The organism is Variovorax sp. H27-G14 (assembly GCF_046156345.1).
Taxonomy (GTDB): Bacteria; Pseudomonadota; Gammaproteobacteria; order Burkholderiales; family Burkholderiaceae_C; genus Variovorax.
Map to the genome: position 1 here is coordinate 230,028 of NZ_JAYLVN010000003.1, position 20,083 is coordinate 250,110.

The window sequence follows — 20,083 nt, forward strand, 5'->3', positions numbered from 1 at the left end:
TGCATTTGCCAAGTGCCTGCAACGCCTACTCCTTTCATCCTTCTGAACAAGCGTCCCCCGAGACGCCTTTTTCCCGGATAACGCGAACCATGAATACGGCGGATGCCAAGCGCATTCTCGAAACCGCCTTGATCTGTTCGAGCCAGCCGTTGCCGGTGCGCGATATGCGCGTGCTGTTCGACGACGAGTTGGGTGTGGACACCATCAAGGTGCTGTTGCTTGAACTGCAGGAAGACTGGGCGCAGCGCGGCCTGGAGCTTGTGAGCGTGGGCAGCGGCTGGCGCTTTCAGAGCCGCCCGGAGATGCGCGACCACCTTGACCGCCTGCACCCCGAAAAGCCGCCCCGCTACACGCGCGCCGCCCTCGAGACGCTGGCCATCATTGCCTACCGTCAGCCGGCCACGCGTGGCGACATGGAAGACATTCGCGGCGTGACGATCAACTCGTTGATCATCAAGCAACTCGAAGACCGCGGCTGGGTCGAGGTGATCGGCCACCGCGAAACCGTCGGCCGGCCGGCGCTGTTCGCCACCACGCGCCAGTTCCTGGACGACCTGGGCCTTGCCTCGCTCGACCAGTTGCCGCTGATCGAAACGCCTGCGCAGCAGGCCGCGCTGGTCGACGCTCTGGAGCGGGCCTCAGGCGAGCAGCAGGGCCTGCCGATCGATGCCGCGCCGGAGGTGGCCGACGCTGTGGAGGCGGTGGCAACCGCTGAAGCGGTCGAGTCAGTGCTGGTGCAGGCCGCCGCCCCCGTCGACACGCTGCAAGACTCGCCTGTGGCGCAAGCCGCGGCAGAGCCTGAATTCCCTACCGAGCCGACGCCCGTGTCCGCTCATGCCGCGCCCCCGGCCCCCGAACCCGATGCCCCGTCCCTGGACGAGGCCGACCCTTACGCTCCTTCCTCCGGAAAAACCTCATGAGCACAAACGACACCGAAGACGCGGCTATGCTGCCTGCCGAACCCGAAGTCAAAAAGAAAAAACGTGCGACCGCGCCCAAGAAGGCGGCAGGTGATGCTGTTGAAGCTGTAGCGCCGGAGGCCGTGACGCTTGAGGCCGTTGCGCCCGTCGAGGCCGAAGCGCCGAAGAAGCCGCGCGCGCCACGCAAGAAGAAGCCAGTGGCCGACGAAGCGTCCGTGACGTCCGATGCACCTGTGGCAGCTGAAACGCCTGAAGTGGTCGAGCCCGTTGTGGCTGATGCGGCCGAGGTGGCCCAGGTGGCCGTGCCTGTCGCTGCAGTTCCAGTGAAAGAGGCTGAAGAGGTCGTCCCATCGCCCGCCCCTCAAGCCCGGCAGCAACAACAGCCCGAGCAGACGGACCGCGACAACCAAGGCGATCAGGACGACGAGGACGAGGAAGAAGAGCCCGACGAGGAAGAGGACGACCTCGACCGCGCCCGCCGTGCCGCCGAGCGCGAACAGCGCCATGCGCTGCCGCCCGAGCCGATCCGCTTCGCCGACGTCATTTCCGGCCAGTTCGATGCCGACGAGGAAAGCCCGGAAGTGCCGCCGCTCAAGCGCGTGCTGCTGCCCGAAGCCGATTCGCCCAAGCTGCACAAGGTGCTGGCGCAGGCGGGCCTGGGCTCGCGGCTCGAAATGGAGCAGCTGATTCTTCAGGGCCGCATTTCCGTCAACAACGAGCCGGCCCACATTGGCCAGCGCATCCAGTTCGGCGACCAGGTCAAGATCAACGGCAAGCCCATTCGCTTCCGTATCGCGCCCCCGCCGCCGCGCGTTATTGCGTACCACAAGCCGGTGGGCGAAGTGGTGACCCACGACGACCCGCAGAACCGCCCCACGGTCTTTCGCAAGTTGCCGCGCCTGCAACAGGGCAAGTGGCAGTCGGTCGGCCGCCTTGACCTGAACACCGAAGGCCTGCTGCTGTTCAGCAGCTCCGGCGACCTGGCCAACCAGCTCATGCACCCGCGCTTCGGCCTGGAGCGCGAGTACGCGGTGCGCGTGCTGGGCGCGCTTACCAGCGAAGAGAAGAAGAAGCTGCTCGAAGGCGTGCGCCTGGACGACGGCATGGCGCAGTTCGGCACCATCGAGGACGGTGGCGGCGAAGGCGCCAACTGCTGGTACCGCGTGACCATCTCCGAAGGCCGCAACCGCGAAGTGCGCCGGCTGCTCGAGTCGGTGGGCCATGCGGTCAGTCGGCTGATCCGCATCCGCTATGGCGCGATGGTGCTGCCGCGCGGGCTGAAGCGCGGCGCCTGGATGGAGCTCGACGAGCGCGACATTCGTGCGCTGTTTCAGGCGTCCGGCGGCGCGGCGGAGCGTTCGAGCCCGCAGCAAGCGCGGGGCCCTGGCCAGGACGGCGGCGGTAACGGCGGTAATGGCGGAAATGGCGGAAATGGCCGCAACGGCCGCAACAAGAAGCGCCGTGGCAATCGCAACGGCGGCGGAGCGGGCGAAGGCCAGCCGCGCGACATGCGCAATGACGGCGGCCGCGAGGCCCCGATCCCCAGCCCGCTGGGTGAGGCCCGTCCCCCGCGTGGTGACCGTGGTGCGCGCAACAACCGCGGCCCCGGCAACGGCGGTCCCCCGCAAGGACAGGCGCGCCGCGCAGGTGGTGGTGGCAACGGCGGAAACGGCAACGGCGGCAACGCCGGCAATCGCCAGGGCGGTGGTGGCAATCGCCAGGGTGGTGGTGGCAATCGCCAGGGTGGTGACGACCGTCAGCCCAGCGGTGCCAACCAGCCCGATCCGATGAAGACCTCGTTGGGCTACATCGGTGCCGACAGCTTCTCGCGCCAGCGCAAGGAGCAGCGCACCGGCCCTGGCGGCCGTCGCAGTGGCGGCGGCGGTGGTGGTGGCTACGGCGGGCCCGCAGGGCAGGGCGGCGGACGCCGCCGCGGACGCTGAAAGCCTGCCGCCACAGCGCGGCCTTTCGCGGGGTTTTCACCATTCCGCAAGGCCGCGCCGGTTAAAATCAGAGGCTTTGTCGACAGGTGACGCACGCATTGTGTTGCAGTTGTGACAAAACACTTCAAAATCAAAGCTCCAGGAAGCATTTCAATGGCTATCGAACGTACCCTCTCCATCATCAAGCCCGACGCCGTTGCAAAGAACGTCATCGGCAAGATCGTTTCCCGCTTTGAAGCCGCCGGCCTCAAGGTCGTCGCCGCCAAGCTGGTGCACCTGTCGCGCAACGAAGCCGAACAGTTCTACGCCGTGCACAGCGCACGTCCCTTCTTCAAGGACCTGGTCGAATTCATGATTTCGGGCCCGGTGTTCGTGCAAGCCCTCGAAGGCGACAACGCCATCGCCAAGAACCGCGACCTGATGGGCGCCACCGATCCCAAGAAGGCAGACGCCGGCACCATCCGCGCCGACTTCGCCGACAGCATCGACGCCAACGCCGTGCACGGTTCGGACGCTCCGGAAACCGCAGCGAATGAAATCGCTTTCTTCTTCGCCGGCCTCAACGTCTACGCACGCTGAACCGGTAGCTCGACCGATTCCATGACCACAGTCAATCTGCTCGAATTCGATCTCGAGGGGTTGGCTGCGTTCTGCGAAAAACTCGGCGAGAAAAAATTTCGCGCCACGCAGTTGTTCCGCTGGATCCACCAGCGTGGCGCGAGCGATTTCACCCAGATGACCGATCTGGCGAAGTCGCTGCGCGAAAAGCTCGCGACCACCGCGCGCGTGGAGGCCTTGCCGGTCGTCACGCAGCACGAATCCAAGGACGGCACGATCAAGTGGCTGTTCGACGTCGGTGACGGCAATGCCGTCGAAGCCGTATTCATTCCCGAGGGCGACCGCGGCACGCTGTGCGTGTCGTCCCAAGCCGGCTGTGCGGTCGGTTGCCGCTTTTGCTCGACTGGGCATCAGGGCTTCAGCCGCAACCTCAGCACGGGCGAAATCGTCGCTCAACTGTGGTTTGCCGAGCATTTCCTTCGCACGCACCTCAAGCGCAACGATCGCGTCATCTCCAACGTGGTGATGATGGGCATGGGCGAGCCGCTGCAGAACTATTCGGCGCTGGTGCCCGCGCTGCGCACCATGCTCGACGACAACGGCTACGGGCTGTCGCGGCGTCGGGTCACGGTGTCGACCTCCGGCGTGGTGCCGATGATCGATCGCCTGGGCACCGATTGCGCCGTGGCCATGGCGGTGTCGCTGCATGCGCCCAACGACGCGCTGCGCGACGACCTCGTGCCGCTCAACCGCAAGTACCCCATTGCCGAACTGCTCGAGGCCTGCAAGCGCTATCTGGCGCACGCGCCGCGCGACTTCATCACCTTCGAGTACTGCATGCTCGACGGCGTGAACGACCAGCCCGAGCATGCGCGCCAGTTGATCGAGCTCGTGCGCACGCATGACGTGTCGTGCAAGTTCAACCTGATTCCGTTCAATCCGTTCCCGGCCTCCGGCCTGCTGCGCTCGCCGCAGCCGCGCGTGCTGGCTTTTGCCAAGACGCTGAGCGAAGCCGGGCTCGTGACCACGGTGCGCAAGACGCGTGGCGACGACATCGACGCCGCCTGCGGCCAGCTGGCCGGCGACGTCAAGGACCGCACCCGCGCGGCCGAACGCATGGCCCAGCGCCGCGCGTCCGAGCGCACCATCGTTTTGCATCCGGTTCGCAAGACCACCCCCCAGGAGCACTGAACCCATGAGCATGGCCCTTCCGATGACGACCGTGAGCTCGCCGCGGCTGTTTGCCGCGAGCTTTGCCGGCGTCGCCGTGGCATTTCTGCTCTCGGGCTGCGTGAACACGCGGACCACTACCACCAGCCTTGCCGACAGCAGTTCGAGTCGGGGCACCGAGATCGTGACAGAGTCGGACGAAAGCTCGCGCCAGCGTCGCTCGCGTCTGCGCATGGAGCTGGCCTCGGGTTATTTCGAGCAGGGCCAGAACACCGTGGCACTCGACGAAATCAAGCAAGCATTGGTTGCAGACCCGAACAACGCGGACGCCTACAACCTGCGCGGCCTGGTGTACATGCGCCTGGACGACGCCGCCCTGGCCGAGGACAGCTTCCGCCGCGCCATTGCCATCAGCCCGCGCGACGCGAATGCGCGCCACAACTACGGCTGGCTGCTGTGCCAGCAGAACCGCTACGGCGATGCCGCCGCGCAGTTCACCGAAGCCCTGGCGGTGCCCGCTTATGCCGACCGTGCCAAGACCCTGATGACGCGCGGCGTGTGCGAACTCAAGGCGGGCCAGCGCGAGCAGGCCGAGCGCAGCCTCATGCAGGCTTACGAAATCGACGCCGGCAACCCGGTGGTTGGTTTCAACCTGGCCTCGGTGCTCGCGCAGCGCGAAGAATGGTCGCGCGCGCAGTTCTACATTCGCCGGGTCAACAACAGCGCGTCGGCCAGCGCCGAAACGCTTGCACTCGGCGTGCGAATCGAACGAAAGCTCAACAACCGCGAAGCCGCCTCGCAGTTGGGCGGTCAATTGCAACGACGCTTCCCTCAGTCGCGGGAGGCAATGGCGTACGAGCGCGGGAATCTCAATGACTGATCGGGTTTCGGAGTTCGGCACTTCCGTGGCACAGACGCTCGAAGAAGGCGACATCACGCACAAGACCGCCGGCGACATGCTGCGCGAGGCGCGCGAGGCCCATGGCCTGCACATCGAGATGGTGGCGGCCGCGCTGAAGGTGCCACCGCAGAAACTGCTGGCGCTCGAGGCCAACGACATCGCCTCGCTGCCCGACCCGGTCTTTGCACGTGCCCTGGCCAGCAGCGTGTGCCGCGCCTTGCGCATCGACCCCGCGCCGGTGCTTGCAAAGCTGCCGTCCACGCAGAGGGTGTCGCTCGCCGAGTCCGACCGCACGCTCAAGACCAACATTTCCTCGGGCCTGCCGCGCTGGAGCGGCAGCAGCAGCCGTTCGAGCGGCCTGCCGTCGCGCGCGCTGCTGGCCGTCGTGCTGCTGCTGCTCATCGGCGCGGGCGCGCTGTTCTGGATGCCCCAGTCGGTCTTCGACCAGATCGGTGCGTCGGTGTCGCGTTTCACGTCGCATGGCAGTGCTGATGCAGGCACGGCCAGCGACGCGCCTTCGGGCGCCAGCGGCGTGGCGGGCGACACCGCTCCCGTGCAGGCGGTGGCGCCCAGCGGGCCTGCGGGGCAGGTGCCTTCGGCTGCCAATGCACCCGTTGCCATGGCACCTGCCGCCGTGGCGTCCGCGCCTGTGGCGCCTGCGGAAAGCAGCCAGCAACTTGTTCTCGTGGCACGTGAAGAGTGCTGGGTGACCGTGACCGAAGCCGGCGGCAAGCAGTTGCTGCGACGCAGCCTGAAGGCCGGCGAAACGCTCGGCCTGTCAGGTACGTTGCCGCTGTCTGTCGTGATCGGCCGCGCCTCCAGCGTCGATGTGCAGGTGCGCGGCCAGCCCTACGACTTGAAGCCTGTCACCAAGAACGGTGGCGTGGCGCGTTTCGAGGTGAAGTGATGACGAACAACAGCCTTCCCCTGCCCATTGAAGCGGCCGCGCCCAAGGCGCGCCGCTCGCGCCAGGCCAGCGTGGCCTGGGGCCCGCGCGTGGTCACGGTGGGCGGCGACGCGCCCGTGCGCGTGCAGTCCATGACCAACACCGACACCGTCGATGCCATCGGCACGGCGATTCAGGTGAAGGAGCTGGCCATTGCCGGCTCGGAAATGGTCCGCATCACCGTCAACACGCCGGAGGCCGCGGCACAGGTGCCGTACATCCGCGAGCAGCTCGACCGCATGGGCATCGACGTGCCGCTGATCGGCGACTTCCACTACAACGGCCACCGTCTGCTGACCGACTATCCGGCCTGCGCCGAGGCGCTGAGCAAGTACCGCATCAACCCCGGCAACGTGGGCAAGGGCGACAAGAAGGACAAGCAGTTCGGCCAGATGATCGACGCGGCCATGCGCTGGAACAAGCCGGTGCGCATCGGCGTGAACTGGGGCAGCCTCGACCAGGAACTGCTCGCCAGCCTGATGGACATCAACAGCCAGCGAGCCCAACCGTGGGACGCCAAGCAGGTGATGTACGAAGCGCTCATCACCTCGGCCATCGAATCCGCCAAGCTGGCCGAATCGATGGGCATGAACGGCAACCAGGTCATCCTGTCGTGCAAGGTGAGCGGCGTGCAGGACCTGATCTCGGTCTACCGCGAACTGGCCAGGCGCTGCGACTATCCGTTGCACCTGGGCCTGACCGAAGCCGGCATGGGCACCAAGGGCACGGTGGCTTCAGCCACGGCGCTGTCGATCCTGCTGCAGGAAGGCATCGGCGACACCATTCGCGTGTCGCTCACGCCGCAGCCGGGCGAGTCGCGCACGCAGGAAGTGCTCATCGCCAACGAAATTCTGCAGGCCCTGGGCCTGCGCGTGTTCGTGCCCAGCGTCACCGCATGTCCGGGGTGCGGGCGCACCACCAGCACGACCTTCCAGGAACTGGCCAAGCAGATCGACGACTACCTGCGCCAGCAGATGCCGGTCTGGCGCACCAAGTACCCCGGCGTCGAGACGATGAAAGTGGCCGTCATGGGCTGCATCGTCAACGGCCCGGGCGAAAGCAAGCACGCCGACATCGGCATCAGCCTGCCCGGCACCGGCGAGGCGCCTGCCGCGCCGGTCTTCATCGACGGTGAAAAGGCCCTCACGCTGCGCGGCGACAATATCGCCAACGAGTTCCATCAACTCGTCGAAACCTACATCGAAAAGCGCTTCGGCGGCGAACACGCTGTCGCTGCCTGACACCTCCGCAGGATCCATGGCTGAAAAATTGAATGCCGTCAAAGGCATGAACGACATATTGCCGCCCGAATCGGCGCGCTGGGAGTGGCTAGAGGCCACCGTGCGCGACCTGATGGGGCGCTTTGCGTACCGCAACGTGCGCACGCCCATCCTGGAGCACACGGCGTTGTTCGTGCGCGGCATCGGCGAAGTGACCGACATCGTCGAGAAGGAGATGTACGCCTTCGAAGACCGCTCCGACAAACACGGCCAGTCCGAGCACCTGGCAATGCGGCCCGAGAACACCGCCGGCTTGGTGCGCGCCGTGATCGAGCACAACATGCTCTACGACGGCCCCAAGCGCCTTTGGTACACCGGCCCGATGTTCCGCCGCGAGAAGCCTCAGCGTGGACGCTATCGCCAGTTCCACCAGATCGGCGCCGAGGCACTGGGCTTTGCCGGTCCGGATGTCGACGCCGAACTGATCCTGTTGGCCAGCGCACTCTGGAAGACCATCGGCCTGACCGACGTGCGCCTGGAGCTCAACAGCCTGGGCCAGCCCGCCGAGCGCGCGCTGCACCGCGCCCAGCTCATCGCCCACTTCGAGCAGCACGCCGACAAGCTCGACGAAGACGGAAAGCGCCGCCTGCACAGCAACCCGCTGCGCATTCTGGACACGAAGAATCCGGCGATGAAGGCGGTGGTCGAGTCGGCGCCGAAGCTCATCGACTTTCTCGGTGCCGAATCGCTCGCGCACTTCGAGGGACTGCAGGCCATCCTCAAGGCCAACGACATTGCGTTCACGATCAATCCGCGCCTGGTGCGCGGGCTCGACTACTACAACCTCACGGTGTTCGAGTTCGTCACCGACCGCCTGGGCGCGCAGGGCACCGTGTGCGCGGGCGGACGCTACGACGACCTCATTGCGCAGATCGGCGGCAAGCCCGCGCCGGCCGTGGGCTGGGCCATGGGCGTGGAACGCGTGCTCGACCTGCTCAAGGAGCAGGGCGCCGACGTGCCGTCACCGGTGGCCGATGCCTATGCCATCGTGCCCGATGCATCGTCGATGCCGCTCGTGCTGCGCACCCTGCAGCAACTGCGCGAAGCGGGCGTGCGCGTGCAGATGCACGCGGCCACCGCCGAAGGCCTCGCAAGCTTCAAGTCGCAGATGAAGAAGGCTGACGCCAGCGGCGCCACCTTCGCACTGATCTTCGGCGCGGATGAACTTGCGCGCGGGGAAGTGACTCTCAAAGCCCTGCGCGACGCCAGTGTCCCGCAGACCGCACGGCCCCTCGCAGAAGTGGCCGCCTGGGCCGTCACCCTACAATCGCCGGCTCCCAACACCTGACAGCGCATGGCAACCCATCTCGATCTCGAAGAACAAGAACAGCTCGACCAGCTCAAGCATTTCTGGAATACCTACGGCACCCTGATCACCTGGGTCGTGCTGCTTGCCGCTGGCGCCTTCGTGGCCTGGAACGGCTGGCAGTACTACCAGCGCAGCAAGGCAACGCAGGCCGCCGCGCTTTACGACGAGGTCGAACGCAGCACGCAGTCCGGCGACGTCGAGCGCATTCAGCGCGTGCTGGGCGACATGAAGGAGCGCTTTGCCTCTACGGCCTACGCGCAGCAGGCCGGCCTGCTGGTCGCCAAGACGCTGTACGAGAAGGGCAACACCGAAGGCTCGCGCGCCGCGCTCACGTGGGTGGCGCAAAGCGCCATCGACCCCGGCTACCAGGCCATCGCCAAGCTGCGGCTCGCGGCCGAGTTGCTCGACACCAAGTCGTACGACGATGCGCTCAAGCAACTCGACGGCACCGTGCCCAAGGAATTCGAACCGCTGGTGGCCGACCGCAAGGGCGACATCTTCCTGGCCCAGGGCAAGCGCGCCGAAGCGCAAGCCGAATACCGCAAGGCGTGGACCGGCCTTGGCGCAACCTCCGACTACCGCCGCCTGATCGAGATCAAGCTCAACGCCGTCGGCGTGGATCCGAAGAGCCTGGCGCCCGTCGTCACCGTCACACCCGCAGCCCCCAAAACTCCCTGACCGCATCATGAATTTCAAGCGTCTCATGCCTGAATCGACCGCCTTGCGTGCGGGATCAGCTCTTGTTTTGGTGGCCATGCTCGCTGCCTGTTCGGGCAGTGGCAAGCCCAAGCCGGAAGAACTCCCCGCCAACCCAGCCCTGGTCGGCGTGCGCCAGGCCTGGACCGTGCGGATTCCCGAGGTCAAGTTCCCCTTGACCACCGACATCAGCGGCGACACCGTGACCGTGGCTGGCAGCGACGGTACGGTGGTTGCCATCGACGCCCGCGCTGGCCGCGAGACCTGGCGCGCCAATGTTGGCGCGCCGCTGGCAGCCGGTGTCGGCAGCGACGGCAACATGGCCGCTGTCGTTACCACCAACAACGAACTGGTCGCCATTGAAAACGGCAAGGTCCTGTGGAAGCAGAAGCTGACGGCCCAGGCCTTCACCGCACCGCTGGTGGCAGGCCGACGTGTGTTCGTGCAGACCGCCGACCGCAGCCTGAGCGCTTGGGACGGCCAGAGCGGGCGTCGCCTTTGGCTGCAGCAGCGCACCGGTGAAAACCTGGTGCTGCGCAAGTCGGGCGTGCTGATCGCCGTGGGCGACACGCTGGTCGCCGGCATTGGCGGGCGCCTGGTGGGCATCAACCCGGCCAATGGCACCTCGCGCTGGGAATCGCCCATTGCGGCGCCGCGCGGCACCAACGACGTGGAACGCCTGGTCGACCTGACCGGCAGCGTGAGCCGTTACGGCGACACGATTTGCGCACGGGCGTACTACGCCAGCGTGGGCTGCGTCGAAACCGTGCGCGGTTCGCTCGTCTGGAGCAAGCCTGCTTCGGGCGCCGACGGCGTGAGCGGCGACGACCGCTTCGTCTACGGCACCGAATCCGACGGCAACATCGTGGCGTGGCGTCGTGCCGATGGCGAGCGCGCCTGGCAAATGTCCCGACTGAAGAACCGTGAGCTGACCGCGCCACTGGCTGTGGGCCGCTCGCTCATCATTGGTGAAAGCACCGGCACGCTGCACTTCGTGTCGCGCGAAGACGGTGCGCTGCTCAACCGTGTCACGCCCGATGGCTCGGCCATCACCGTCACGCCGGTCCTGGCCGGCAACACGGTCGTGGTCGTGACTGCGAAGGGTGGCGTGTTTGGCTATCGCCCTGAATAACTTGAACTTCTTGCAAGGCCCGACCATGAATTCCGTGCCATCGAAAGGCCGGCCATGAAGCCGGTCGTGGCCCTGGTCGGACGACCCAATGTTGGCAAGTCGACCCTCTTCAACCGCCTGACGCAGACGCGCGACGCCATCGTCGCGGACTTTGCCGGCCTCACGCGCGACCGCCACTATGGCAACGGTCGCCTGGGCAAGCACGAGTTCATCGTCATCGACACCGGTGGCTTCGAGCCCGACGCGGGCAGCGGCATCTACAAGGAAATGGCCAAGCAGACGCGCCAGGCCGTGGCCGAGGCCGATGTGGTGATCTTCGTGGTCGATGCCCGAGAAGGCCTGTCGGCGCAAGACCATGACATTGCCAACGAGCTGCGCCGACTGGGCAAGCCCTGCGTGCTGGCGGCCAACAAGGCCGAAGGCATGCAGGACGGCACCAGGCTCGTGGACTTCTACGAGCTCGGCTTCGGCGACGTTCACGGTGTGTCCGCGGCGCACGGGCAGGGCATGCGTGACCTGGTCGAGCTTGCGCTCGAGCCGCTGAACCTGCCAGACCCCGAGGACGAGGTCGACGAAGACGATGTCAACAAGCCGATCAAGCTGGCCGTGGCCGGCCGGCCCAACGTGGGTAAGTCGACGCTGATCAACACCTGGCTCGGCGAGGAGCGCCTCGTGGCCTTCGACATGCCGGGCACCACGCGCGACGCCATCTCGGTGCCGTTCGAGCGCAACGGGCAACACTTCGAGCTGATCGACACGGCCGGCCTGCGCCGCAAGGGCAAGGTGTTCGAGGCAATCGAGAAGTTCTCGGTGGTCAAGACGTTGCAGGCCATCGAGTCGGCCAACGTCGTGCTGTTGCTGCTGGATGCCACGCAAGGCGTGACCGACCAGGACGCGCACATTGCCGGCTACATCCTCGAAAGCGGACGTGCGGTGGTGATTGCCATCAACAAGTGGGATGCGGTCGACAGCTACCAGCGCGAGCAGATCCAGCGCCAGATCGAAACCCGGCTGCCCTTCCTGAAGTTCGCGGCGCTGCATTTCATCTCGGCCATCAAGCGCCAGGGCCTGGGCCCGGTGTGGCAGGCGATTGCGCAGGCCCACAAGTCGGCCACGCGCAAGATGTCGACGCCGGTGCTGACCCGGCTCCTGCTCGAGGCGGTGCAGTTTCAGGCGCCCAAGCGCGGTGGCATGTACCGCCCCAAGCTGCGCTATGCGCACCAGGGGGGCATGAACCCGCCGATCATCGTGATCCACGGTAATTCGCTGGAGCATGTGACCGAGGCGTACAAGCGATTCCTCGAAGGGCGCTTTCGCAAGGAATTCGACTTGGTGGGCACGCCGCTGCGCATTCAATTCAAGAGTTCGGCGAATCCGTTTGCCGACAAGGACGACTAAGGGCGCAGCAAGCGGTCAGGGCATTTGGGGGCTTGGCCTCCGATGGCCGCTGTTGACTTGCTGCTGTCACGGAAGTTCCGCCTTTTGAGAGACGTTATTTTCTCAAGGCTTTTGACCCCGGTTGCTGCAGCGCGGAAACCCTGTGTTAAGGTCATATCTCCAACAACTACTCTTGAACACGGAGAATATCGTGAGCAATAAAGGGCAACTTCTGCAAGACCCGTTTCTGAACACTTTGCGTCGCGAGCATGTGCCGGTTTCCATTTATTTGGTCAACGGTATCAAGCTGCAAGGCCAGATCGAGTCCTTTGACCAGTACGTCGTGTTGCTTCGCAACACGGTGACACAAATGGTCTACAAGCACGCCATTTCCACCATCGTGCCGGGTCGTGCCGTCAACTTCTCGGCCAACGAGAACGAAGACGCCGCTGCCTGATCGCGCGGAGCGCGGCAGCCCCGGCTGCCGCGCTTTTTCCCCTATTCTGATCCCGCTTGTCTGAACTGATCCCCCGCTTGGAAGGCGCCGCCGTTCTCGTCGGCGTCGATTTCGGGCTGCCCCATTTCGACAGCGAACTCGAGGAACTCGGCCTGCTCGCGCAGACCGCGGGCCTCACGCCTGTCGCCCGTATTGCGTGCAAGCGCAAGGCACCCGACGCTGCATTGTTCGTTGGAACCGGCAAGGCCGAAGAAATCAAGGAACTGGCTGCCCTGCACAGGGCCAGCGAAGTCATCTTCGACCAGTCCCTGAGCCCTGCGCAGCAGCGCAATCTCGAGCGGCAGCTCGACGTTGCCGTCTACGACCGCACCTTCCTCATTCTCGAAATCTTCGCCCAGCGCGCGCGTTCGCACGAAGGCAAGCTGCAGGTCGAGCTCGCTCGCCTGCAGTACCTCAGCACGCGACTGGTACGCCGTTGGTCTCACCTGGAGCGCCAGACCGGCGGTGCGGGTGTGCGCGGCGGCCCGGGCGAAAAGCAAATCGAGCTTGACCGCCGCATGATCAGCGAGTCGATCAAGCGCACGCGCGAGCGCCTTGCCAAGGTGCAAAAGCAGCGCGGCACGCAGCGCCGCCAGCGTGAGCGGCGCGAGACTTTCAACATCTCTCTGGTGGGTTACACCAACGCGGGCAAGTCGTCGCTGTTCAATTCGTTGGTCAAGGCGCGTGCGTATGCGGCCGACCAATTGTTCGCCACGCTCGACACCACCACGCGCAACCTGTACCTGGGCGACGCGCGTCGCCAGGTGTCGATCTCGGACACCGTGGGCTTCATTCGCGACCTGCCGCACGGCCTGGTCGACGCCTTCAAGGCGACGCTGCAGGAGGCGGTCGATGCCGATCTTCTGCTGCACGTGATAGACGCGTCCAACCCCCATTACCCCGAGCAGATGGCCGAGGTGCAGTCGGTGCTGCGCGACATCGGCGCGGACACCGTGCCGCAGCTTCTTGTCTTCAACAAGCTCGATGCCCTTGAAAGCGCACAACATCCGCTGCATCTGCAGGACGAGATGGAAGTCGACGGCGTGCAGGTGCCCCGCATCTTCCTGAGCGCCAAGAGCGGCGAGGGTGTGCCGCTGCTGCGCGCAGAGCTCGCCCGGCAGTCGGGCTCGGTAGCCGATACGATGACCCCTGAGGCGGACGCTGAATTGCCCGATTCCGCCGATTGATTGGGCACAATCCCGCCACTGACAAGAGAACGAAGCGAATGAATTCAAAGCCAGCGTGGAGAGGGTTTCTGGGCATGTTCAATCTGAACGATGGCCGATGGGGGCGCGGCGACGAACCGTCGTCCAACGGCGATGGCCCGGCCGGCAATCGGCCGCCCGACGCCAACCCTCCGGGCGCACCGACACCCCCGCCTTCGGGCAACAACAACGACAACCGTCCCCGCGGACAGGGTCCCAACCAGGGGCCGCCAGATCTTGACGAGCTGTGGCGCGACCTCAATCGCAAGCTCGGAGGCTTCTTCGGCGGCAAGGGCGGTGGCAACCGCCCCAATGGCGGCAGCAGCGGCGGTGGCGGCAATGGCTTCAAGCCCGACATGAAGAACGCAGGGTTCGGCCTTGGGCTCGTGGCCGCCGTAGCCGTGCTGATCTGGCTCGGCACCGGCTTCTTCATCGTGAACGAAGGCCAACAGGCCGTGGTGACCCAGTTCGGCCGCTACAAGTCCACCGTGAACGCCGGCTTCAATTGGCGCCTGCCATACCCCATTCAACGCCACGAGCTGGTGGTGACCACGCAGATCCGTTCCACCGACGTAGGCCGCGATGCCATCGTGCGTTCCACCGGCCTGCGTGAATCGGCCATGCTGACCGAAGACGAGAACATCGTCGAGATCAAGTTCGCCGTGCAGTACCGCTTGAGCGATGCGCGCGCTTGGCTCTATGAGAGCAAGTCGCCGGCCGAAACCATTGTGCAGGTGGCCGAAAGCTCCGTGCGCGAAGTGGTCGGCAAGATGAAGATGGACGCCGCCCTGGCTGAAGAGCGCGACCAGATCGCACCGCGCGTGCGCACATTGATGCAAACCATCCTGGACCGCTACAAGGTCGGCGTCGAAGTCGTCGGCATCAACCTGCAGCAGGGTGGCGTGCGTCCGCCCGAGCAGGTGCAAGCCGCATTCGACGATGTGCTGAAGGCCGGCCAGGAGCGCGAACGCGCCAAGAACGATGCCCAGGCCTACGCCAACAACGTGGTGCCGCTGGCCACCGGTACGTCTTCGCGCCTGAAGGAAGAATCCGAGGCCTACAAGGCGCGCATCGTGGCGCAGGCTCAAGGTGATGCAGGCCGCTTTGGCGCGGTGCTGGCCGAGTACCAGAAGGCACCGCAGGTCACGCGTGACCGCATGTACACCGATGCCATGCAGCAGATCTACGCCAGCACCACCAAGGTGCTGGTCGACAGCAAGCAGGGTTCCAACCTGCTGTACCTGCCGCTCGACAAGCTCATGCAGATGGGCGGCAACAGCGCAGCGGCCACGCCGGTCGATGCGGCCAGCCCGAACGTTGCCGGCACCGCGCCGGCCCAGTCCTCGGTGATCCCCGTGGCTCCCACCACAAGCGACGTGCGTGGCCGTGACGGCCGCTCGCGCGACCGCGACGTGCGTTGATGAACAAGGCCTAGAAGAACATGAACAGAATCGGATTCATCGCCTCGTCGATCCTCGTCTTGCTCGTGCTGCTCAGCTCGACCCTTTTCGTGGTCGATCAGCGCCAGTTCGGCGTGGTGTATGCCCTCGGCCAGATCAAGCAGGTCATTACCGAGCCCGGCCTCAACTTCAAGTTGCCGCCGCCGTTCCAGAACGTGTCGTACATAGACAAGCGCCTGCTGACGCTCTCCAGCCTGGACACCGAGCCGATGCTCACCGCCGAGAAGCAGCGCGTGGTGATCGACTGGTACGTGCGTTGGCGCATCAGCGACCCGCAGGCCTACATCCGCAACGTCGGCCTCGACGAGAACGCTGGGGCCATGCAACTGAACCGCGTGGTGCGCAATGCGTTCCAGGAAAACATCAACAAGCGCACCGTGCGTGACCTGATCTCGGTGCGCCGCGAGGCGCTGATGGCTGACGTGCAGCGCGAAGTGCTCGCAGTGGTGAAGGGTGCCAAGCCTTGGGGCGTGGATGTGGTCGACGTGCGCATCACGCGTGTCGACTATGTGGAAGCCATCACCGAATCTGTGTATCGCCGCATGGAAGCCGAGCGCAAGCGCGTGGCCAACGAACTGCGCTCGACCGGCACGGCCGAAGGCGAAAAGATCCGGGCCGACGCCGACCGCCAGCGCGAAGTGATCGTCGCGAATGCCTACCGCGATGCCCAGAAGATCAAGGGCGAGGGCGATGCCCAGGCCGCCGCCGCGTATTCCGAGTCCTTTGGCAAGGACCCGCAGTTTGCGCAGTTCTATCGCAGCCTCGAGGCCTACAAGCAGAGCTTCAACAAGAAGAGCGATGTGCTGGTGCTCGACCCGTCGTCTGACTTCTTCCGCGCCATGCAAGGCTCGGGATCGACCACCAACGCACCGCGTCGCTGATTCGCCGGAGCCCGTGAGCGCCGACACCCTTTGGAGCGCGCTGGCGCTCGTCCTGGTCATCGAAGGCATCCTGCCTTTCGTCTCTCCAGGAGGGTGGCGGCGCGGCTTTGGGCAGCTCATGCAGCTGCGCGACGGCCAGCTTCGTTTCTTTGGACTTTGCAGCATCCTGCTGGGTTTGGTACTGCTCTGGTTCTTGGGGTAGCGCGGTCCCGGTAGAATCCCGGTTTAACCACGCCCCCGATTCCCATGTCCGCCTGGGTTCTCCCGGATCACATTGCCGATGTGCTGCCTTCCGAGGCGCGCCACATCGAAGAACTTCGACGCCAGCTGCTCGATACCGCCCGTGGCTATGGCTACGAGTTGGTAATGCCGCCGCTGCTCGAGCACCTTGAGTCGCTGCTTTCGGGCACCGGCGAGGCGCTCGACCTTCAAACCTTCAAGCTTGTCGACCAGCTCTCCGGCCGCAGCATGGGCCTTCGAGCCGACACCACCCCCCAGGTGGCGCGCATCGATGCCCATCTGCTGAACCGCGACGGCGTGGCCCGCCTGTGCTACTGCGGCCCGGTGCTCCACACCAAGCCCGACCGGCCCCATGCCACCCGCGAGCCGCTGCAGTTCGGCGCCGAAATCTATGGCCATGCCGGCCTCGAGGCCGACACCGAAACGCTGCTGCTGGCGCTCGACTGCCTTCAGGCCGCCGGTGTGGAAGAGGGCGTGATCGTCGACCTGGCCGATGCCCGCATCGTGCGTGCCCTGTTCGACGGCGTGCCGATCGACGCCGCCGGGCTGGCCCGGGTGCATGCCGCGCTGGCAGCCAAGGATGCGAGCGAGCTCGACGTCCTCACCAAGGATTTCCCCGCTGCCTCCCGTGACGGGCTGCGCGCGCTGGTTCAGCTGTACGGCGATGCGTCGGTGCTCGACGAGGCCGCCAAGGCTCTGAAGGGTACGCCCGCAGTGAATGCGGCCCTGGCCGACCTGAAGCAGCTCGCTAACGGCTTGGAGGGCGTGGCGGGTCGTGAGATCAGCTTCGACCTGGCCGACCTGCGCGGCTACGCCTACTACAGCGGCATGCGTTTCGGCATCTATGTGCCCGGCGCGGCCGATTCACTGGTGCGCGGTGGCCGCTACGACGAAGTGGGGGCCGTGTTCGGCCGCAACCGTCCGGCGGTCGGCTTCAGCCTCGACGTGCGGGAGCTGGTCGGCGTGTTGCCGGCGCGCCCGCTGCGTGCCGCCATCCGCGCGCCCTGGAGCGACGCGGCAGGCCTGCGTCAGGCAATTGCCCAATTGCGCAAGTCTGGCGAAACGGTAGTCTGCGTGCTGCCGGGCCATGGCAGCGAAATCGATGAATTCCATTGCGACCGCGAGCTCGTCGAGCAAGCGGGGCAGTGGAATGTCCGAACGATCTGAATTTTTGAAGCAATGGAACGAGCATGAGCGTAACCACCGGTAGAAACGTGGTCGTCGTCGGTACCCAATGGGGCGACGAAGGCAAAGGCAAGCTGGTCGACTGGCTGACGGAAAGCGCCCAAGGCGTGGTCCGTTTCCAGGGCGGCCACAACGCGGGCCACACGCTGGTCATCAACGGCGTGAAAACCGCGTTGCACCTGATTCCGAGCGGCATCATGCGCCCCGGCGTCAAGTGCTACATCGGCAACGGCGTGGTGCTGTCCGCCGCCAAGCTGTTCGAGGAAATCGAAGGGCTGGAAAAAGCCGGTGTCGAAGTGCGTTCGCGCCTGCGCATCAGCGAGGCCTGCCCGCTGATTCTGCCGTTCCATGCCGCGCTGGACATCGCCCGCGAGGCCTACCGCGAAAAGGGTGGCATCGAGAAGATCGGCACCACCGGCCGCGGCATCGGCCCGGCCTACGAAGACAAGATCGCCCGCCGCGCGCTGCGCGTGCAAGACCTGAAGCACCCCGAGCGCTTCGCGGCCAAGCTGCGCGTGCTGCTCGACCTGCACAACCACGTGCTGACGCAGGTGCTGAGCGCGCCCGCCATCGACTACGACGAAGTCTTCGACGAAGCGATGAAGCACGCCGAGCTGCTCAAGCCCATGATGGCCGACGTGTCGCGCGAGCTGAACGACGCCCACAAGAACGGCGCCAATCTGCTGTTCGAAGGCGCGCAGGGCACGCTGCTCGACGTCGACCACGGCACCTACCCGTACGTCACCTCCAGCAACTGCGTGGCCGGCAATGCCGCCGCCGGTTCGGGCGTGGGCCCGGGCATGCTGCACTACATCCTGGGCATCACCAAGGCCTACTGCACCCGCGTGGGCGGTGGTCCGTTTCCCACCGAGCTCGACTGGGAAAAGCCCGGCACCCCCGGCAACCACATGAGCACCGTGGGCGCCGAAAAGGGCGTGACCACGGGGCGCAGCCGCCGTTGCGGCTGGTTCGACGCCGCGCTGCTCAAGCGCTCGGCGCAGGTCAACGGACTGTCGGGCCTGTGCATCACCAAGCTCGACGTGCTGGACGGCCTGGAAACGCTCGACCTGTGCACCGGCTACGAGCTCGATGGCGAGATCACCGACATCCTGCCGATGGGCGCGGACGAAATCGAACGCTGCACGCCAATCTACGAAACCCTCGAAGGCTGGACCGAGAGCACGGTGGGCGTCACGCAGTACGACAAGCTGCCGGTCAATGCGCGCCTGTACTTGCAGCGTATCGAGCAGGTCACCGGTGTGCCGATCCACATGGTGTCGACCAGCCCCGACCGTGATCACACGATCATGATGCGTCACCCCTACCTGGCCGACTGAAGAGGAAAATCAGAACCATGTTGACCGAAGACGGCAAGCATCTCTACGTCAGCTACGACGAGTACCACAACCTGATCGAGAAGCTCGCGATCAAGGTGCACCAGTCGGGCTGGGAGTTCGACACCATCCTGTGCCTGGCACGCGGCGGCATGCGCCCGGGCGACGTGCTCTCCCGCATCTTCGACAAGCCTCTGGCCATCATGTCGACCAGCTCGTACCGCGCCGACGCCGGCACGGTGCAGGGCCACCTCGACATCGCCCGTTTCATCACCACGCCCAAGGGCGAGATCGCCGGGCGCGTGCTGCTGGTGGACGACCTGGCCGACTCGGGCCACACGCTGCATGCCGTGATGGACATGCTGCGCAACAACTACCCGCCCATCACCGAGCTGCGCAGCGCGGTAATCTGGACCAAGGCGCTGTCGACCTTCACGCCTGACTACCAAGTGGAGTTTTTGGCCACCAACCCGTGGATTCACCAGCCCTTCGAAGGCTACGACTCGATGGGTGCAGAGAAGCTCATCGAGAAGTGGTCGGTCTGATTTGAGCTTTCAATCCTGCCGACTCACTCAGCGGCGGGATTGAGCAGCATCGCCGTATAGCGCCGCTGCATCTCCTGCGGCGTCAGCTTCTCGATGCTGTGCCCCACGTTCCAGCGATGGCCGAAGGGGTCGCGAAAGACACCGGAGCGTTCCCCGTAGAACTGGTCCTGCGGTGCCATGTCCAGCGTGGCGCCTGCCGCCACGGCACGCGCCACCACCGTGTCGGCGTCGTCCACATGCAGGTGCAGCGAGACGGGCGTTCCGCCCAGCGTCTTCGCGCTGCGGATGTTGAACTCCGCAAATTCGTCCGAAATCATCAGGACCGCGCCGTTGTGGAAGTCCAGTTCCGCATGGCCGATGCGCCCGCTGGGCTCGGTCAGGCGAAAAATTTCCTTCACCTCGAAGACCTCGCAATAGAAGTCGATGGCTGCAGCGGCATCGTGCACGCAGAGGTACGGGAACAGTTCGTGGATGGCCATGGTCTTTGCTCGTTCAGTTGAAGATG

General features: G+C 65.4%; 20 protein-coding genes. 19 read left to right on the forward strand and 1 reads right to left on the reverse strand.

Features of this window, described 5'->3' with window-relative positions; all coding sequences use genetic code 11:
• Window positions 1-89 precede the first annotated feature (89 nt).
• The 19 genes from scpB (at window position 90) to VLK31_RS10120 (ending at window position 19,578) form a co-directional block, all read left to right on the forward strand.
• The gene (gene scpB / locus VLK31_RS10030) at window positions 90-920 is read left to right on the forward strand and encodes an SMC-Scp complex subunit ScpB (protein WP_409168247.1); all 831 of its coding nucleotides are present in this window, start codon (window positions 90-92) and stop codon (window positions 918-920) included.
• Window positions 917-2,863, forward strand: a complete 1,947-nt coding sequence (locus tag VLK31_RS10035) for a pseudouridine synthase (RefSeq protein ID WP_409168248.1) — start codon at window positions 917-919, stop codon at window positions 2,861-2,863. Before scpB ends, VLK31_RS10035 begins: the two co-directional genes overlap by 4 nt.
• Before the next feature lie 153 nt (window positions 2,864-3,016).
• Window positions 3,017-3,442, forward strand: a complete 426-nt coding sequence (gene ndk / locus VLK31_RS10040) for a nucleoside-diphosphate kinase (protein ID WP_409168249.1) — start codon at window positions 3,017-3,019, stop codon at window positions 3,440-3,442.
• Between the two features lie 21 nt (window positions 3,443-3,463).
• Complete coding sequence (gene rlmN / locus VLK31_RS10045; protein WP_409168250.1) at window positions 3,464-4,612, forward strand: 23S rRNA (adenine(2503)-C(2))-methyltransferase RlmN; 1,149 nt, start codon at window positions 3,464-3,466, stop codon at window positions 4,610-4,612.
• A 4-nt stretch (window positions 4,613-4,616) separates the two neighbouring features.
• Window positions 4,617-5,471, forward strand: coding sequence for a type IV pilus biogenesis/stability protein PilW (pilW, locus tag VLK31_RS10050; protein WP_409168251.1), 855 nt, complete (start codon window positions 4,617-4,619; stop codon window positions 5,469-5,471).
• Window positions 5,464-6,399 carry a helix-turn-helix domain-containing protein gene (locus tag VLK31_RS10055; protein WP_409168252.1) on the forward strand — a complete coding sequence of 312 codons (936 nt, stop codon included), beginning with the start codon at window positions 5,464-5,466 and terminating at the stop codon, window positions 6,397-6,399. The genes pilW and VLK31_RS10055 overlap by 8 nt, the downstream gene beginning before the upstream one ends.
• A complete protein-coding gene (ispG, locus tag VLK31_RS10060) occupies window positions 6,399-7,679 on the forward strand; it encodes a flavodoxin-dependent (E)-4-hydroxy-3-methylbut-2-enyl-diphosphate synthase (RefSeq protein WP_409168253.1) in 1,281 nt (426 codons plus the stop codon). The genes VLK31_RS10055 and ispG overlap by 1 nt, the downstream gene beginning before the upstream one ends.
• Before the next feature lie 16 nt (window positions 7,680-7,695).
• Window positions 7,696-9,006: a histidine--tRNA ligase gene (gene hisS, locus VLK31_RS10065; protein ID WP_409168254.1), complete on the forward strand. Its 1,311-nt coding sequence runs from the start codon at window positions 7,696-7,698 to the stop codon at window positions 9,004-9,006.
• Between the two features lie 6 nt (window positions 9,007-9,012).
• Window positions 9,013-9,705: a YfgM family protein gene (locus VLK31_RS10070; RefSeq protein ID WP_409168255.1), complete on the forward strand. Its 693-nt coding sequence runs from the start codon at window positions 9,013-9,015 to the stop codon at window positions 9,703-9,705.
• Window positions 9,706-9,712: 7 nt separating this feature from the next.
• On the forward strand, window positions 9,713-10,855 hold the full coding sequence (gene bamB, locus VLK31_RS10075) for an outer membrane protein assembly factor BamB (RefSeq protein WP_409168256.1): 1,143 nt from the start codon (window positions 9,713-9,715) through the stop codon (window positions 10,853-10,855).
• A 54-nt stretch (window positions 10,856-10,909) separates the two neighbouring features.
• Window positions 10,910-12,253 carry a ribosome biogenesis GTPase Der gene (gene der / locus VLK31_RS10080; RefSeq protein ID WP_409168257.1) on the forward strand — a complete coding sequence of 448 codons (1,344 nt, stop codon included), beginning with the start codon at window positions 10,910-10,912 and terminating at the stop codon, window positions 12,251-12,253.
• A 190-nt stretch (window positions 12,254-12,443) separates the two neighbouring features.
• A complete protein-coding gene (gene hfq, locus VLK31_RS10085) occupies window positions 12,444-12,689 on the forward strand; it encodes an RNA chaperone Hfq (RefSeq protein ID WP_056522177.1) in 246 nt (81 codons plus the stop codon).
• A 56-nt stretch (window positions 12,690-12,745) separates the two neighbouring features.
• Window positions 12,746-13,915 carry a GTPase HflX gene (gene hflX, locus VLK31_RS10090; protein ID WP_409168258.1) on the forward strand — a complete coding sequence of 390 codons (1,170 nt, stop codon included), beginning with the start codon at window positions 12,746-12,748 and terminating at the stop codon, window positions 13,913-13,915.
• 74 nt (window positions 13,916-13,989) lie between these two features.
• Complete coding sequence (gene hflK / locus VLK31_RS10095) at window positions 13,990-15,354, forward strand: FtsH protease activity modulator HflK (protein ID WP_409168259.1); 1,365 nt, start codon at window positions 13,990-13,992, stop codon at window positions 15,352-15,354.
• Window positions 15,355-15,374: 20 nt separating this feature from the next.
• Window positions 15,375-16,274, forward strand: a complete 900-nt coding sequence (gene hflC / locus VLK31_RS10100) for a protease modulator HflC (protein WP_409168260.1) — start codon at window positions 15,375-15,377, stop codon at window positions 16,272-16,274.
• Window positions 16,275-16,287: 13 nt separating this feature from the next.
• Window positions 16,288-16,476: a DUF2065 domain-containing protein gene (locus tag VLK31_RS10105; protein ID WP_409168261.1), complete on the forward strand. Its 189-nt coding sequence runs from the start codon at window positions 16,288-16,290 to the stop codon at window positions 16,474-16,476.
• A gap of 44 nt (window positions 16,477-16,520) precedes the next feature.
• On the forward strand, window positions 16,521-17,681 hold the full coding sequence (locus VLK31_RS10110; RefSeq protein WP_409168262.1) for an ATP phosphoribosyltransferase regulatory subunit: 1,161 nt from the start codon (window positions 16,521-16,523) through the stop codon (window positions 17,679-17,681).
• Window positions 17,682-17,704: 23 nt separating this feature from the next.
• Complete coding sequence (locus tag VLK31_RS10115; RefSeq protein WP_409168263.1) at window positions 17,705-19,036, forward strand: adenylosuccinate synthase; 1,332 nt, start codon at window positions 17,705-17,707, stop codon at window positions 19,034-19,036.
• Between the two features lie 17 nt (window positions 19,037-19,053).
• A complete protein-coding gene (locus VLK31_RS10120; protein ID WP_409168264.1) occupies window positions 19,054-19,578 on the forward strand; it encodes a phosphoribosyltransferase in 525 nt (174 codons plus the stop codon).
• A 23-nt stretch (window positions 19,579-19,601) separates the two neighbouring features.
• Here VLK31_RS10120 and VLK31_RS10125 read toward each other — a convergent pair whose 3' ends face one another.
• Window positions 19,602-20,057: a VOC family protein gene (locus VLK31_RS10125; RefSeq protein ID WP_409168265.1), complete on the reverse strand. Its 456-nt coding sequence runs from the start codon at window positions 20,055-20,057 to the stop codon at window positions 19,602-19,604.
• Window positions 20,058-20,083 lie beyond the last annotated feature (26 nt).

Bases quoted from the DNA above. Each gene is read 5' to 3' on its own strand.
- scpB (WP_409168247.1), top strand. From the start codon at position 90: ATGAATACGGCGGATGCCAAGCGCATTCTCGAAACCGCCTTGATCTGT.
- VLK31_RS10035 (WP_409168248.1), top strand. From the start codon at position 917: ATGAGCACAAACGACACCGAAGACGCGGCTATGCTGCCTGCCGAACCC.
- ndk (WP_409168249.1), top strand. From the start codon at position 3,017: ATGGCTATCGAACGTACCCTCTCCATCATCAAGCCCGACGCCGTTGCA.
- rlmN (WP_409168250.1), top strand. From the start codon at position 3,464: ATGACCACAGTCAATCTGCTCGAATTCGATCTCGAGGGGTTGGCTGCG.
- pilW (WP_409168251.1), top strand. From the start codon at position 4,617: ATGAGCATGGCCCTTCCGATGACGACCGTGAGCTCGCCGCGGCTGTTT.
- VLK31_RS10055 (WP_409168252.1), top strand. From the start codon at position 5,464: ATGACTGATCGGGTTTCGGAGTTCGGCACTTCCGTGGCACAGACGCTC.
- ispG (WP_409168253.1), top strand. From the start codon at position 6,399: ATGACGAACAACAGCCTTCCCCTGCCCATTGAAGCGGCCGCGCCCAAG.
- hisS (WP_409168254.1), top strand. From the start codon at position 7,696: ATGGCTGAAAAATTGAATGCCGTCAAAGGCATGAACGACATATTGCCG.
- VLK31_RS10070 (WP_409168255.1), top strand. From the start codon at position 9,013: ATGGCAACCCATCTCGATCTCGAAGAACAAGAACAGCTCGACCAGCTC.
- bamB (WP_409168256.1), top strand. From the start codon at position 9,713: ATGAATTTCAAGCGTCTCATGCCTGAATCGACCGCCTTGCGTGCGGGA.
- der (WP_409168257.1), top strand. From the start codon at position 10,910: ATGAAGCCGGTCGTGGCCCTGGTCGGACGACCCAATGTTGGCAAGTCG.
- hflK (WP_409168259.1), top strand. From the start codon at position 13,990: ATGTTCAATCTGAACGATGGCCGATGGGGGCGCGGCGACGAACCGTCG.
- hflC (WP_409168260.1), top strand. From the start codon at position 15,375: ATGAACAGAATCGGATTCATCGCCTCGTCGATCCTCGTCTTGCTCGTG.
- VLK31_RS10110 (WP_409168262.1), top strand. From the start codon at position 16,521: ATGTCCGCCTGGGTTCTCCCGGATCACATTGCCGATGTGCTGCCTTCC.
- VLK31_RS10115 (WP_409168263.1), top strand. From the start codon at position 17,705: ATGAGCGTAACCACCGGTAGAAACGTGGTCGTCGTCGGTACCCAATGG.
- VLK31_RS10120 (WP_409168264.1), top strand. From the start codon at position 19,054: ATGTTGACCGAAGACGGCAAGCATCTCTACGTCAGCTACGACGAGTAC.
- VLK31_RS10125 (WP_409168265.1), bottom strand. From the start codon at position 20,057: ATGGCCATCCACGAACTGTTCCCGTACCTCTGCGTGCACGATGCCGCT.